The organism is Ensifer adhaerens (assembly GCF_002007205.1).
In the GTDB taxonomy this organism is placed as follows: domain Bacteria; phylum Pseudomonadota; class Alphaproteobacteria; order Rhizobiales; family Rhizobiaceae; genus Ensifer; species Ensifer adhaerens_D.
The window spans coordinates 180,110-193,659 of record NZ_LAZS01000006.1; the positions used below are offsets into that span (position 1 = coordinate 180,110).

The 13,550-nt window shown below is 62.6% G+C and carries 12 protein-coding genes; 3 read left to right on the plus strand and 9 right to left on the minus strand.

Going from position 1 to position 13,550, the window contains the following annotated elements; genetic code table 11:
- Nucleotides 1–4 precede the first annotated feature (4 nt).
- Nucleotides 5–886 carry a cytochrome c oxidase subunit II gene (gene coxB / locus XB14_RS13585; RefSeq protein ID WP_077962145.1) on the minus strand — a complete coding sequence of 294 codons (882 nt, stop codon included), beginning with the start codon at nucleotides 884–886 and terminating at the stop codon, nucleotides 5–7.
- Between the two features lie 366 nt (nucleotides 887–1,252).
- Between coxB and XB14_RS13590 the strand changes: the two genes are divergently transcribed.
- Nucleotides 1,253–1,783, plus strand: coding sequence for an invasion associated locus B family protein (locus XB14_RS13590; RefSeq protein WP_077962146.1), 531 nt, complete (start codon nucleotides 1,253–1,255; stop codon nucleotides 1,781–1,783).
- A 133-nt stretch (nucleotides 1,784–1,916) separates the two neighbouring features.
- On the opposite strand, the gene ribB is transcribed toward XB14_RS13590, so the two are convergent.
- The 3 genes from ribB to XB14_RS13605 all read right to left on the minus strand — a co-directional run bounded on the left by ribB (nucleotide 1,917) and on the right by XB14_RS13605 (nucleotide 7,444).
- Nucleotides 1,917–3,017, minus strand: coding sequence for a 3,4-dihydroxy-2-butanone-4-phosphate synthase (gene ribB / locus XB14_RS13595; RefSeq protein WP_077962147.1), 1,101 nt, complete (start codon nucleotides 3,015–3,017; stop codon nucleotides 1,917–1,919).
- 35 nt (nucleotides 3,018–3,052) lie between these two features.
- On the minus strand, nucleotides 3,053–4,150 hold the full coding sequence (gene aroC / locus XB14_RS13600; protein ID WP_077962148.1) for a chorismate synthase: 1,098 nt from the start codon (nucleotides 4,148–4,150) through the stop codon (nucleotides 3,053–3,055).
- A 114-nt stretch (nucleotides 4,151–4,264) separates the two neighbouring features.
- Nucleotides 4,265–7,444, minus strand: coding sequence for an EAL domain-containing protein (locus tag XB14_RS13605; protein WP_077962149.1), 3,180 nt, complete (start codon nucleotides 7,442–7,444; stop codon nucleotides 4,265–4,267).
- A gap of 295 nt (nucleotides 7,445–7,739) precedes the next feature.
- Between XB14_RS13605 and XB14_RS13610 the strand changes: the two genes are divergently transcribed.
- Nucleotides 7,740–8,000 carry a DUF1344 domain-containing protein gene (locus tag XB14_RS13610; RefSeq protein WP_034801209.1) on the plus strand — a complete coding sequence of 87 codons (261 nt, stop codon included), beginning with the start codon at nucleotides 7,740–7,742 and terminating at the stop codon, nucleotides 7,998–8,000.
- A 228-nt stretch (nucleotides 8,001–8,228) separates the two neighbouring features.
- Here XB14_RS13610 and XB14_RS13615 read toward each other — a convergent pair whose 3' ends face one another.
- The 4 genes from XB14_RS13615 to XB14_RS13630 all read right to left on the minus strand — a co-directional run bounded on the left by XB14_RS13615 (nucleotide 8,229) and on the right by XB14_RS13630 (nucleotide 11,639).
- Nucleotides 8,229–8,813, minus strand: coding sequence for a histidine phosphatase family protein (locus XB14_RS13615; protein WP_077962150.1), 585 nt, complete (start codon nucleotides 8,811–8,813; stop codon nucleotides 8,229–8,231).
- A 47-nt stretch (nucleotides 8,814–8,860) separates the two neighbouring features.
- Complete coding sequence (fabI, locus tag XB14_RS13620) at nucleotides 8,861–9,679, minus strand: enoyl-ACP reductase FabI (RefSeq protein ID WP_077962151.1); 819 nt, start codon at nucleotides 9,677–9,679, stop codon at nucleotides 8,861–8,863.
- Between the two features lie 208 nt (nucleotides 9,680–9,887).
- On the minus strand, nucleotides 9,888–10,979 hold the full coding sequence (locus XB14_RS13625) for a J domain-containing protein (protein ID WP_077962152.1): 1,092 nt from the start codon (nucleotides 10,977–10,979) through the stop codon (nucleotides 9,888–9,890).
- A gap of 207 nt (nucleotides 10,980–11,186) precedes the next feature.
- A complete protein-coding gene (locus tag XB14_RS13630; protein ID WP_077962153.1) occupies nucleotides 11,187–11,639 on the minus strand; it encodes an RT0821/Lpp0805 family surface protein in 453 nt (150 codons plus the stop codon).
- Nucleotides 11,640–11,710: 71 nt separating this feature from the next.
- Here XB14_RS13630 and pdxH point away from each other — a divergent pair, with 71 nt between their 5' ends.
- Complete coding sequence (gene pdxH, locus XB14_RS13635; RefSeq protein ID WP_077962154.1) at nucleotides 11,711–12,400, plus strand: pyridoxamine 5'-phosphate oxidase; 690 nt, start codon at nucleotides 11,711–11,713, stop codon at nucleotides 12,398–12,400.
- A 62-nt stretch (nucleotides 12,401–12,462) separates the two neighbouring features.
- Here pdxH and XB14_RS13640 read toward each other — a convergent pair whose 3' ends face one another.
- Nucleotides 12,463–13,494, minus strand: a complete 1,032-nt coding sequence (locus XB14_RS13640) for a polysaccharide deacetylase family protein (protein WP_077962910.1) — start codon at nucleotides 13,492–13,494, stop codon at nucleotides 12,463–12,465.
- Between the last annotated feature and the right edge of the window lie 56 nt (nucleotides 13,495–13,550).

The following is a 13,550-nucleotide window of genomic DNA, read 5'->3' on the forward strand; positions in this document are numbered from 1 at the left end:
CCGATTACTGTGCGGCGTTGGCGGCGACGTCGACGGTCTTTGCCGCGTCGATGGACGCCATGAGCGCCTTGTTCGCATCGCCGATATTCGTTGCGGCGGCAGCGAGCCAGGTGTCGTATTTTTCCTGCGAAACCACGCGGATGGCGATCGGCATGTAAGCGTGGTCCTTACCGCAGAGCTCGGAACACTGGCCGTAGTAGAGACCTTCGCGCTCGGCCTTGAACCAGGTTTCGTTCAGGCGGCCGGGAACGGCGTCGATCTTCACGCCAAAGGCAGGCATTGCAAAGGCATGGATCACGTCGGCAGCGGTGACGAGGACACGAACCGTCTTGCCGACCGGCACGACGACTTCGTTGTCGACGGCGAGCAGGCGCGGATATTCCTTCTTGTCTTCCTTGCCGAGGTTGGCGCGATCTTCTTCCTTCATCATGATGCTGTCGAAGGTGAGCGGGCTTTCGCCAACTTCATACTCATAGGACCAGTACCACTGGTTGCCGGTCGCCTTGAGCGTCAGATCCGGATTGGCCGGCGGCGTCAGCTGTGCAGTCAGGAGCTGGAACGACGGAATGGCGAGGAAGAGAAGAACGACGACGGGACCGACGGTCCAGACGACTTCGATCGCGGTGTTGTGGCTGGTCTTGGAGGGAACCGGGTTCGCGCTTTCGCGGAACTTGACCACGACGATGATCAAAAGGAGGAGAACGAAAAGAGTAATCGGAATGATGAACCACAGGGTATAATGTTCAAACCACGTGATTTCTTCCATAATGCCCGTAGCGGCCGACTGAAAATTCGTCTGCCAATCGACAGGCTTGTCAGCAAAGGCGCTCGAAGCAAAAAGCAGACAGGCAAGCGCTGCCAGAACTGCATAAGCCTTGTTTTTCACAATGTGTCTCCCCAATGCGCTTGATCAGGATCAAACCGGAACGCAGAATCCCTGCGATACTGCTGCGCTTCAAACCACAGTTTGTCCGATGCCGCAACATCTGACCAATCAACCCCATGCGGCATTTTTGCACAAACGTTGCTTTTCACACAGGCACCCCTCGAAACCCGTGGTGAAACAACCTATAGAGGCTCCTCTGCGTGCTCAGCGACGCGATTATGCAGCGCTCGAGCGGCAACGCAGCGGACAGGGCGCCCAACCCGCCCAATTTCCGCCATATGGCGCTGGAATGTGCCCCGAAGGGCTTTTCATTTAATCCAGCGCGCTTCAAGAATAGCCCTGATGATTCGACGTTTTGAGGTTTACATGGGCCTGCCCCTCTTTTCCCGACTGTCGGCCTTCGCCGCCTTCGGCCTTGCCCTTATCGCTCTGCCCGCCGCAAGCATGGCCCAGCAGCCCGCCGGCACGCCCGGCACGGTCAAGTCCAACCATGGCGCGTGGTCGATCGTCTGCGATCAGCCGCCGGGCGCTTCTGCCGACCAGTGCGCCCTGATGCAGAACGTCATTGCCGAGGACCGGCCGGAAGTCGGCCTGTCCGTGGTGGTACTGAAGACAGCCGACCGCAAGGCGAAGATCCTGCGCGTGCTTGCCCCGCTCGGCGTGCTCCTGCCGAACGGCCTCGGCCTCAATGTCGACGGCAAGGATATCGGCCGCGCCTATTTCGTTCGCTGTTTCTCCGACGGCTGCTACGCCGAGGTCGTACTCGAGGACGAACTCCTGAAGACCTTCCGCTCCGGCGCGCAGGCGACCTTCATCGTCTTCCAGTCGCCCGAAGAAGGCATCGGCATCCCGGTCGACCTCAAGGGCTTCGGCGAAGGCTACGACGCGCTGCCCTGATCGGCAGCTACCAGCAGGTTCAATTGGAGAAAGCCGCGCCTCGCACGCGGCTTTTTTGTTGGCAGAGACCGAGCACAAAAGACAAGGCCCGGGTCGATGACCCGGGCCTGATGCGTTGCGATTGCGTCGCGTCTCAGATGATGTCGGTCCCGACGATCTTGATGCCGAAGCCTTCGAGGCCGACATAGTGGCGTTCGCGCGAGGCGAGCAGCCGGATGGAGCTGATGCCGAGATCCTTCAGGATCTGCGCGCCGAGGCCGATTTCCAGCCACTCGTTTTCGCGCGCCTGGGCCTCGTCATGCGCCTCGCGGTCATGCTTGCCCTTGCGCGCCGTCTGCGACACGCCGACGCCGACCGAGCCTTCGCGCAGGTAGACGATGACACCCCTGCCCTCGTCGGCAATGCGCTTCATGATGCGATCGATCTGGCAGTCCTTGCCGAAGACGTCGGCGCCGACATCTTCGAGATGCAGGCGGACCGGGATATCGACACCATCACGGATATCGCCGAAGACGACGGCGAGATGCTGCATCGGATCCCAGGGCAGAGAATAGGAATGCCCCTTGGCCGGACCGTAGGGCGTTTCGATGTCGAAGGAACCGCCCTGCTCGATCAGCGTTTCCTTGCGCTGGCGATAGGCGATGAGATCGGCGACCGAAACCTGCTTCAGACCGTGGGTCTCGGCGAAGCTCGCCACCTGGGGTCCGCGCATCACAGTGCCGTCGTCGTTGACGAGTTCGCAGATCACGCCGATCGGCGGCAGGCTGGCAAGCTTGCAGAGGTCGACGGCCGCTTCCGTGTGGCCGGAGCGCATGAGAACGCCGCCTTCGCGCGCCACCAGCGGGAAGATGTGGCCGGGGCGAACGAAGTCCGTCGGTCCGACATTGGGATTGGCGAGGTTGCGCACCGTCAGCGTGCGGTCGTCGGCGGAAATGCCCGTCGTCGTGCCGTGCTTGAAATCGACCGAGACGGTGAAGGCGGTCGTGTGGGCGGAATCGTTTTCCGCCACCATGGCGTTGAGGTTGAGGCGTTTCGCCTCCTCGCGCGGCATCGGTGTGCAGACGATGCCCGAGGTGTGGCGCACGATGAAGGCCATCTTTTCCGGCGTGCAATGCACCGCCGCGACGATCAAATCGCCTTCGTTCTCGCGGCCGTCATCATCGGTCACGACGACGATTTCGCCGGCCTCGAAGGCGCGGATGGCATCGACGACACGCTTCTGGTCATAGGACATGGTGTTCTTCCCGAATTTGCTGGACCGCTTGCTATTTACTTGAGACGGCCGGTCTGGCCGCGGTCACGCAGGTAGTGATCGGCGATCGTGCAGGCAAGCATCGCCTCGCCGATCGGCACCGCGCGAATGCCGACGCACGGATCGTGGCGACCCTTGGTGCGCACATCGACCTCGTTGCCGTCGCTGTCGACCGAGCGGCGCTCGGTGAGGATCGACGAGGTCGGCTTGATGGCGAAACGCGCGATCACCGGCTCGCCGGTCGCGATACCACCGAGAATACCGCCGGCATGATTGGAGAGGAAGACCGGCTTGCCGTCGGCGCCGATGCGCATCTCGTCGGCGTTTTCCTCGCCGGTGATCTCAGCCGCGCCGAAGCCGTTACCGATCTCCACGCCCTTGACGGCGTTGATCGACATCAGGTTCGAGGCGATGTCCTGGTCGAGCTTGGCATAGATCGGCGCGCCGATACCGGCGGGCACGCCCTCGGCGACCACTTCGACGACGGCACCGATCGAAGATCCGGCCTTTCGGATGCCGTCGAGATACTCTTCCCAGACCGGCACGATCTCCGGATCCGGCGCGAAGAACGGGTTGTTGCCAACCTCGGCCCAATCCCAGTTGGCGCGGTTGATCTTGTGCTTGCCGATCTGCACGAGGGCGCCACGGACAACGAGCCCCGGAACGACCTTGCGGGCGATGCCGCCGGCAGCCACGCGCGCCGCCGTCTCGCGCGCCGACGAGCGGCCGCCGCCGCGATAGTCGCGGATGCCGTACTTCAGATCATAGGTGTAGTCGGCGTGGCCCGGGCGGTAGCGCTTGGCGATCTCGGAATAATCCTTCGAGCGCTGGTCGGTGTTTTCGATCAGCATCGAGATCGGCGTGCCGGTCGAGATCATCGTCTCGCCGTCCTCGTCGAACATCACGCCGGAGAGAACCTTGACCAGATCGTCCTCGCGGCGCTGCGTCACGAAACGCGACTGGCCGGGTTTCCGCTTGTCGAGCCAGGCCTGGAGTTCGGCGAGCGTGAAGCGGATGCCGGGCGGGCAGCCGTCGACGACGCAGCCAAGCGCCGGCCCATGGCTTTCGCCCCAGGTGGTGACACGGAAAAGGTGACCAAAGGTGTTATGCGACATGAAGGCTACCGGACCTTAAACAAGCAACGGCGGTACGTTTCGTACGCGGATGCCCTCTCTTAGTTCAAAGCCGGTTAAGGGGAAAGACTTTTGCGCCGGGCGAGGCAGGCTTCGTCACGAAGCCAGGCGCAGGCCGCGTTCGGTTGCAAAGGCGAGAAACTTCTCTGAGCTCAAGGGCCGGGAAAACGCGTAGCCCTGCAGGACGTCGCAGCCGAGGATGCCGAGCATTTCGGCATGCGCCATCGTCTCCACCCCCTCGGCCACGGTCTCGATATTGAGCGAGCGGGCGATCTCGATGATCGAACGGATCAGCGCCTGCTCGCGGCGGGCGCTCAGTATCGGGACCACCAACTGGCGATCGATCTTCAGCCGCTTCGGCTTGATCTTCAAAAGGCTGACGATCGAGGTATGGCCGGTGCCGAAATCGTCGAGCTCGATATCGATGCAGAGCTTCTTGATCCCCTCGATGTTGGCGGCGACGATATCGTCGCTCTCATCGAGGAAGATCGATTCCACCAGCTCGAAGCAGATCTGGCCGGGCGCGATGCTCAGACCTTCAAGCGAGGACAGAAGGTCATCGTCCTGCAGCCGCTTGGCCGAGACATTGACAGAGATCTTGGGAACGCGAACGCCGGCAGCAGCCCATCGCATCTGATCGGTGAGCGATTTTTCCAGAACGAGACGATCGAGCATCGCCGTGACGTTGAGTTCATCGGCGATCCCGAGAAAACGATCCGGCGTCAGGATGCCTTCGCGGGGATGCTTCCAGCGTACCAGCGCCTCGACGCCGCAAAGCGCAAGCGTGGTCGCATCGAACTGTGGCTGATACCAGGGCTCGAACTCGTCGCGCTCGATGCCTTCCAGGATCTCGTCGGCGGTGCGCTTGGCGGTCACGACTTCCGCCTGCAGCAGCTCGGTAAAGAACTGGTAGCGGTTGCGGCCGGCTTCCTTGGCGCGGTAAAGCGCAATGTCCGCGTTGACGAGCAGCTTGCGCGCGTCGATCTCCGCCCCCTGTCCGACTGCGACGCCGATGCTGACGCCGAAGCGGCAGGGAAATCCGTTGTAGTCGACCGGCTGCCGCATCGCCGCGATGATGCGATCGCAACGCGCCGCAAGTGCCGCCTCGCCGGCAGCACCGGTAACGGCGACCACGAATTCGTCGCCGCCGATGCGGGCGATGATATCGCCCGGCGAGGTGTTCGCCCTCAGGATCTCGGAGGCATGGATCAGCATGGCATCGCCGGCGGCATGTCCGAGCGTGTCGTTGATCTGCTTGAACCTGTCGAGGTCGATGTGAAGGATGGCGATGTCTTCCCGATCGCTACGCGCCGTCGTCGTCAGGCGCTCCAGCGCCTTGTCGAGCATGCGGCGGTTGCCGAGTCCGGTCAGCGGATCATGAAGCGCATTGTGCTCGATGCGCACGCGCGCCTGCTCCAGTTCGGCGTTCTTGGCGTCCGCCATCGCCTTTGCTGCGCGCAGTTGCTCGGTCATCAGCACATCGTCGGTGACATCGAGCGCCATGCCCACGAACTTGCGCGCGCCATCCGGCGCGACATGGAGCTTGCCGACCGAGCGAATATGGCGCTCGCTTCCGGCCGACAGCACCACCCGCGCCTGATGCACATAGGTTTCGTCCGCAGCGATGGCGCGATTGACCGCTTCCAGAGCGGCCTGGCGATCATCGGGATGAAGTGTCGTGAGCCATATTTCCTCGTTCGTAGCGCCGTCGGTGTAGACCAGGCCATAGAGCTGGTGCATGCGCTCATCCCAGTAGGCGACGTTGTTGTCGAGATCCGCTTCCCACATGCCGCAGCGATAGGAATCGAGCGCCAGGTCGAGCCGGCGCGAAAGCAATTCCAGATCCTGTTCGCGCTCGTAAAGCCCCTTCAGGGCCTGTTCGAGTTCGAGGTTCTGCTGGTCGACCTGCGCCTTGGCCGCGCTCAGCCGCTCGTTCTTCAGCACGTCGTCGCTGACATCCCAGCTGATGCCGGTAACCTTTGCGCGGCCATCGGGCCCGCGGTAGCTCGATCCGACATTGCGGATATGGCGTATGCTTCCGTCCGACAGGACGACGCGATATTGCGACCGGTACTCAAGCCCATCGTCCAGGCTGCGGAAGAGCGCGTTGGCGGCAATGCCGACATCGTCAGGATGCACCGTTGCGCGCCACTCGTCGTATGTCGGCTCCTCCAGGTGAACCTGCAGCCCGTGCAGATCGAACATCCGGTCGTCCCAGGAGCGCTGCTGCGTCTCGACGTCGATCTCCCATATCCCGATCTTCGACGCGTCGAGCGCCAGGTTCAGGCGATGGGACAGCGTCATCACCTCCCCTTCCCGCGCCTTCAGCTTGGCGATGTTGCGCTGCCGTTCGTTGACGAGGCCACCGGCCAGCAGGATCGGAATGACGACCACGGTGACAGCGGCCGCGATCGCCAATTGGATGAAGCCGCTGTTTTCGGGAAGCTGCCGCCAGCCGCCGACCGGCATGGCCGCAAGCTCCCAAACGCCGCCCGCGAGCTCGAGCCGGCGCGTGACCGGCGCGGCGCGAAAGAGAGCGTCGTCGCCATAGAACGCATCCTGTATGCGCTCCGGCTCGGAGATGTCGCGGATCGCCAGGTGAACGTCGATGTGGCGGTGATCCCGCGCCAGTTCCGGCGCCTCGCCGCCCGACTCGAGCAGGCGCGCCGCGCGGTAAAGCGCCTTCTCGTCGATGATCGCCTCGACATACCCCCAGCGCTCCATGCGTCCCTGGATTTTCGAGAACACCGGCAGGAACAGTTCAAAACCGCTGCGGCCGCTCGGCAGACGAATCGGACCGATCATCACCGGCCTCACCGTCGACGAAGCGCGCTCGACGGCATGCCGCGTGGCGCCGAATCTGTTGAAATCACTGCCGACGAACCATTGCTGGCTCTCGCGCGGGAAGGCGATCCGCACCACCCCGCCGGGCGCGGCCGAGGCCCGCGCCATCTGCGGATTCTGCAAAAGCAGTTTCGTAGCCATGACGGTGAAATCGTCAGGCGTCATGGCCGGGTGAACGCCAATGCTGTTGGCAAAGCCGTTCAGCGCCGCGATGTTGGTGTTTACCTCCGATTGCAGCCGGTTGGCGATGAGGTTCAGCTCATTCTCCGCGTCGATCCTGAGGTCGTTCTGGAAGTTTTCCCGATTCTGCCGCTCGTAAGTGTGCCCGCCGGTAAAGACGACAAGGCCGGCGATCGCTGCCGGTATGAGCGATGGTCTCGCAAACCTGGCGGCCGCCCGAATACGGTGGCGCAGAACGTCAATGATTTTCAATGTAATTCCCTCAGTCCCCAACCAAAGGTAGCGGCCGAGTCTTAAGATTGGCTTTCGTCACAAATCCTTGGAAAACCCCACAATTCATGGGGAAACTTTGCCGCGATCGATCCGTCGGCAGCGCTCACCCGCTTGAAAAATACGGTATCGCCGTCCAGTCTTCCCGTGTCGGCCAGACCATCAAAAATGCGGGGTTGCCCGGCCAAAAGCCAAGTAGCAGGGCAATTTTTGCCACAATCGGGGATCAAAGGAAGTGACAAGAATGTTCGCAGTTTCGTTGAAGAGGGCAAGAAGAATGCGTTTTGTTATTGCCGCGCTCATGGCCACCGCAGGCCTGCTCTCGCCCTTGTCAGCCCTGGCCGAAAGCGCCGATGTGGAAGCTACCATTACGGGTGTCGATACCGAACGCCTGAGCCTGTCCCTCGACGACGGCAAGAACTATCAGGCACCCGAGGAGTTCAACTTCGAAGGCCTGAAGGCCGGCGTGAAGGTTCTCGTCTTCTATACGGAAGTGGACGGCAAGCGGGTGATCAACGATCTCGAAATCGTCCAGTAGGAAAAGGCACCCCGTCCTTCTGGCTGCCGGACAAAAACCGCGCTTCGTTTTATCGGAACTCTTCTATACTCGGATGCCTCTGGCACAGGCATCCCTTGAGAGCGCGTGGCGCTCTGCGGCGCTGATCTAAGCACCACGTCCTAAAGCGCCTCGCGAACTTGCAGATTCGCGCCTTGAGTTTCTGACGTTTCGCAAGTCGTACCGGCAGCCGCTGCGCGTATCAGGCCGTCAGATCCAGCCGATGGCACTACCGGAGATACGCAGGAGGCGGTCCTGCGGGATCGCCGCCGTCGCGGCCTCCTCCGCTTCCATTTCCCCGAAAAGCTTGAAGAGCACGCGGATGACGCCGCCATGGCTGACGCAGACCGTCGGCTTCGTCACGTCCCTGAGCCAGGCGGCGATACGCCAGGACAGAATTTCGTAGCTCTCGGCGTCCTCGCCGGGCGGAATGAAATCCCATTTCACCGCACGCCTTTCGGCAATCCTCTGAGGCGCCGAGCGCTTGAGCTCCGGCAGCGTATGCCCTTCCCAGTCGCCGAAGGAAACTTCCTTGAGCCGCTCGTCGGTCCGGTAGGATTCGGGCGCGAGCCCCATGGCCAGCCTGACGCGCTCCATGGTCTCGCGCGTGCGGCCGAGCGGACTGGCGACGAAGTCGAAATGCCGGGCATCGGCGCCGAGGATGCCTGCAAGCGCCACGCCGTTGCCGGTCGCCTGCTGGCGACCGAAGTCATTGAGAGGGATATCCTTTTGCCCCTGGAGCCGGCTTTCGGCATTCCAGTCGGTCTGTCCGTGACGGATCACATAGATCAGCACAACATGTCTCCGGGCAGCAGGCTGCCGAACCGGTCCCTACGGTTCGGTCAGTCCTTGATCACGGAGATATCGGGCGCGTCCACGGCCTTCATGCCGACGACATGATAGCCGCTGTCGGCATGATGCACTTCGCCGGTAACCGAGCGCGAAAGATCCGAGAGCATGTAGAGGCCGACGTCGCCGACTTCCTCGATGGTCACGGTGCGACGCAGCGGCGCGTTGTACTCGTTCCACTTGAGGATATAGCGGAAGTCGCCGATGCCGGAGGCGGCCAGTGTCTTGATCGGACCGGCGGAAATCGCGTTGACGCGGATGTTCTTCGGGCCGAGGTCGACGGCCAGGTACTTGACGCTGGCTTCGAGAGCCGCCTTGGCGACACCCATGACGTTGTAGTTCGGCATGACCTTCTCGGCGCCGTAATAGGTCAGCGTCAGCATCGAGCCACCGTCGGTCATCAGCTTTTCAGCGCGACGGGCAACCGAGGTGAAGGAGTAGACCGAGATCTGCATCGTCTTGGCGAAGTTGTCGGGCGTCGTGTCGACGTAGCGGCCGGTCAGTTCGTCCTTATCGGAGAAACCGATCGCGTGCACCACGAAGTCGATCTTGCCCCACTTCTTCTCGAGCGTGTCGAAGACCGCGTCGATAGTGGCTTCGTCGCTGACGTCGCAATGGCCGGCCATGAAGCCGTCGATTTCCGCGAGCAGCGGCTCGACGCGCTTCTTCAGGGCGTCGCCCTGATAGGTCAACGCAACTTCACCACCCTGCGCGTGGATGGCCTTGGCAATGCCCCATGCGATGGAACGGTTGTTTGCGACGCCCATGATGACGCCGCGCTTGCCCTTCATCAGACCGGATGCCTGAGCCATGGTAAGTCCCCAATACTATTCCAGCATCGGCCGTCGCCGGTGCCAAAGATCAAAAATGTCACAGACGCCCCACGAGAACGGGTGCGGCAAAATGTCGAGAATTGCCTATGGCATAGCCGCAAGGGTGGTTCAAGCACGGCTGAGATCAGGAACTGTTAGTCCCCGTAATATTGGTTCAGTGTGTCAGCGAACTGTCACAAACGGCCTATCACAGATAGAGACCGTCGCGCTGCGACTTCATCAGATCGGTGATCTTATCGTCGGGCGCCTCGGGCAGGACCAGCCGCAGTTCGACCAGCAGGTCGCCATGCGTTCCGTAGGCCCCGGGCATTCCCCTGCCCGCAAGACGGATGACCTTGTCCGAACCGGACCAGGCGGGCACGACCACCGTAACTTGCCCAACCGGTGTCTCGATGACCTGCTCGCAACCGAGAACCGCGCCCTGCAGATCGATCGGCAAGGTGGTCATGAGGTCGAGACCACGGGTTCGAAAGGCCCCGCCCTGATCGACCCTGAGCGTGACGACGACGTCGCCACGGGTCATGCCGGTCACCCGATAGCCCTGCTCCGCCAGACGAATGCTCTGACCGTCGACGGCGCCCGGAGGGATCTGCACCTTCAGGCTTTCGCCGTCGGGAAGCTCGACGCTGAGGCGCTGGCGATTGATCAGGTCGTCAACGCTGACGGCGAGATCAATGGGAAGATCCGGGACCTTCTCGGCAGTCTTTGCCGCGCGACCCCGGATCCGCCGGACGATTGCGGCCACAAGCTCGGCTGCCGGTGCGGCTGCACGCTGCATCAGCGGCGTCTCTGTCTTGAGAGCGCTTTCCTGCTGCGGTTCGGGGGCTGGTTCCGGCTTGCTTTCGGAAGCCTGGGCCGGGCGCTCCGGCTCCTTTGCTGCCGCAGCCGGCTTCGGTGCCGGCTTGGGTGCCGGCTTCGGCGACGGACGGGCCGACTTGGCGCGGACCTCCGCACCAAAAATCTGTGAAATGGCATCCTCGGCGGTTTCAGCGTCGACCGGCGGCTCCTCCTGAGGCCGCATCTTCGCCTTCATCGCCTCCATGCGGCGAAGCTCGGCCTCGCGGCGGGCATAGTCGTAGCGGCTTCTGAGCTTCGGATCGCGCAGGAGTTCATAGGCCTTTCCGGCCTCGGCAAAACGCTCGGCGGCGTTTGGATCGTCCTGGTTATGGTCCGGATGCACGGCCTTTGCCAGCGAACGCCAGGCCGCCTTGATTTCGTCCTGCCCGGCGTTGCGCCGGACCCCGAGGATCACATAGGGATCACGCATGGTTTCTACCATCTTCTCTGATCGGCGGCCTCTCCCTGACGCCCGCCGCTGCCCCGATTGCAGGCGTCATCGCCGCCCGTCCATTGAACGCCGATGATCCGGAGAAGTTGCTAAATAGTGGTTAGCCACGAGACCGCCGGCGGCCATAGAAGCGGCATCGCCGGCCGTCATGCGCGCATTTGCCGAATCGTGGTTAATCGTGAATTTCCGAGGCTGACCTCAGGCGCGCGGGCCGAAGCTCGTCAGATACCAGGCGCCGTCGCCGCCTTGGCACGTGCTGCCGTCGAACTTGGCGATGCCTTCGTAGGAATGACGCGTCGTGGTGAAACGGCGGCAGAGCATGCCGCTCGCACGGTCTTCCTGAATAGTGCTGATGACACCGGCGCTACCGGAGGTCGCATTGGCCCAGGGAATAGGATTGATGGCGCCGCTGTTGAGCTCGGCCGATGTGACGGCGTTGCGAACCATCACCGCATCGGAAAGACCATCGGAAGTCTTGGCGACGGGAACGGTGCCTGTCGAGACCGTGCGGTCGACGCCGCTACCGAAAAGGTCGAGCCCGGCTCCCATGCAGCCGGACAGTGCCAGAACCGGCAGGCAAATTGCCGCGCTACGCAGCAAGGCGAAGGAATACCCCTTCTTGGCATCGATCCACTTTGCTATGTCTTGCACGGCAATCCTGTCAGACTCGCTGGAGCCGCACGTTTCTCGACAAGGTCAACATACAGGCTCCGACATTTTCGATGCGGAAACACCGGTCGGGCTCATCCCGAAGCATTTCCGCGCCAGACATCACGGCATTGGAACGCAATATGGCGGCGAATGAGTTAACAAGCGGTGACTTCACCGAATCAAATGAACCCTTTTCCCTGTTTGGCACATGGCTGAAGGACGCGGAAGGCAGCGAGATCAACGACCCGAACGCGGTCGCGCTTGCCACTGTCGATGCGGACGGGCTGCCGAATGTGCGTATGGTCCTGCTGAAAGGCTTCGACGAACGCGGCTTCGTTTTCTACACGAATTTCGAAAGCCAGAAGGGCCAGGAGATCCTTGGCGCCCGCAAGGCCGCCATGTGCTTCCACTGGAAATCGCTTCGGCGGCAGGTGCGCGTGCGCGGCCCGGTCGAGATCGTCACCGACGAGGAAGCCGACGAATATTTCAAGAGCCGTCCGCGCGGCAGCCGCATCGGCGCCTGGGCCTCGAAGCAGTCGCGGCCGCTCGAAGGCCGTTTCGCGCTGGAAAAGGCCGTTGCCGAATACACGGCCCGCCACGCGCTCGGCGAGATCCCGCGCCCGAGCTACTGGTCCGGCTTCCGCATTCGCCCGACGTCGATCGAGTTCTGGCACGACCGCCCGTTCCGCCTGCACGACCGCATGGAGTTTCGCCGCGAAGCTCCCGAAGGCGGCTGGGAAAAGGTGCGCATGTACCCCTAAGGGTGCGGCGGCCTGCCTCTCCAGGGGTTAGACACCAATGCAGTCGCAATGTTCGGCCATTCCTAACCAGCCGCCAGGCGGAAGGGGATGCCCGATGCCAGCGCCGAGACGTAGCGTGCACGCTGGAAATGGCCGTTCAGCGAAATGCGCGGCAACGCATTGAGGCTGCATTGCGTCCGCGCGGCGAGCGTGCCGGGTTGGGTCGTGACCGCCAGGGTAAAGCCGAGATCGGCGATGATGCGATGGTCGCGTGCCGAAACCGCCGGCGCGTCGCCATAGGGATAGGCAAAGGTCAGAGGCCGGCGACCGGTGATCGCCTCGACGCGCTGCAGCGATTCCTCAATCTCCCGCCTCGCCTCGGCATCCGTCAGACGCGCGACGGACCGGTGGCTGATCGTGTGGGCGCCGAGGCTTGCGAGAGGACTTTCCACCAGGCGCCGCAATCCGGCCTCATCCAGCGTCAGCCGGTCGGTGATGGCCAGGGGATCGATGCCGCGGTCAAGCGCTGCGGCATTCAGGGAAGCGATCGCCTTCGCCTCGTCGTGGCTGTGAATGAAAGCCGCGATGCGATTGAAGGCGGCCTGCCTTTCTACCGCAGCACGGAGCTGCAGCGTCTCCAGACCGCGGCCGAAGTCAAAGCGCAGCGTCTCGTTCGTTGCGAGCATGTCGGCAAGCGTCTCCCACCAAAGCGTATGGGTGCGATCGACGAAACCACCCGCAACGAACACCGTGAACGGCGCCTGATGGCGCTCGAAGACCGGCAGCGCATGTTCGAGATTGTTCCTGTAGCCGTCGTCGAGGGTAAGGCAGGCGACCGGTCCGCCTTTGGCGGCCAGCGCATCCGGCAATTGTTCGAGCGGGACGAAGCGATAGCCGTCGCGCTTCAGCGTCCGCAGCGCTACGTCGAGAAAATCCGGCGTGATCTCCAGATGCGCATTCGGATCGAACGCACGGGCAGGTTTCGGCCGGACATGGTGCAGGGTAAAGATCGCCCCCTGCCCGCGCGCGCCGGCCATCAGCCCGGCGCGGCTCAAGCCACCGGAGACTTCCAGCCCGCCGGCGATCACGGCGCGGCGCACAATTGTCCTGATCATGCTGTTGATGGTCGGCCCCCAAAATCTGGCCCGCAAGTTTCCTGCGCGGCGTACGA

Bases quoted from the DNA above. Each gene is read 5' to 3' on its own strand.
- XB14_RS13640 (WP_077962910.1), bottom strand. From the start codon at position 13,494: ATGATCAGGACAATTGTGCGCCGCGCCGTGATCGCCGGCGGGCTGGAA.
- XB14_RS13625 (WP_077962152.1), bottom strand. From the start codon at position 10,979: ATGGTAGAAACCATGCGTGATCCCTATGTGATCCTCGGGGTCCGGCGC.
- XB14_RS13590 (WP_077962146.1), top strand. From the start codon at position 1,253: ATGGGCCTGCCCCTCTTTTCCCGACTGTCGGCCTTCGCCGCCTTCGGC.
- pdxH (WP_077962154.1), top strand. From the start codon at position 11,711: ATGCGGAAACACCGGTCGGGCTCATCCCGAAGCATTTCCGCGCCAGAC.
- ribB (WP_077962147.1), bottom strand. From the start codon at position 3,017: ATGTCCTATGACCAGAAGCGTGTCGTCGATGCCATCCGCGCCTTCGAG.
- fabI (WP_077962151.1), bottom strand. From the start codon at position 9,679: ATGGCTCAGGCATCCGGTCTGATGAAGGGCAAGCGCGGCGTCATCATG.
- aroC (WP_077962148.1), bottom strand. From the start codon at position 4,150: ATGTCGCATAACACCTTTGGTCACCTTTTCCGTGTCACCACCTGGGGC.
- XB14_RS13610 (WP_034801209.1), top strand. From the start codon at position 7,740: ATGCGTTTTGTTATTGCCGCGCTCATGGCCACCGCAGGCCTGCTCTCG.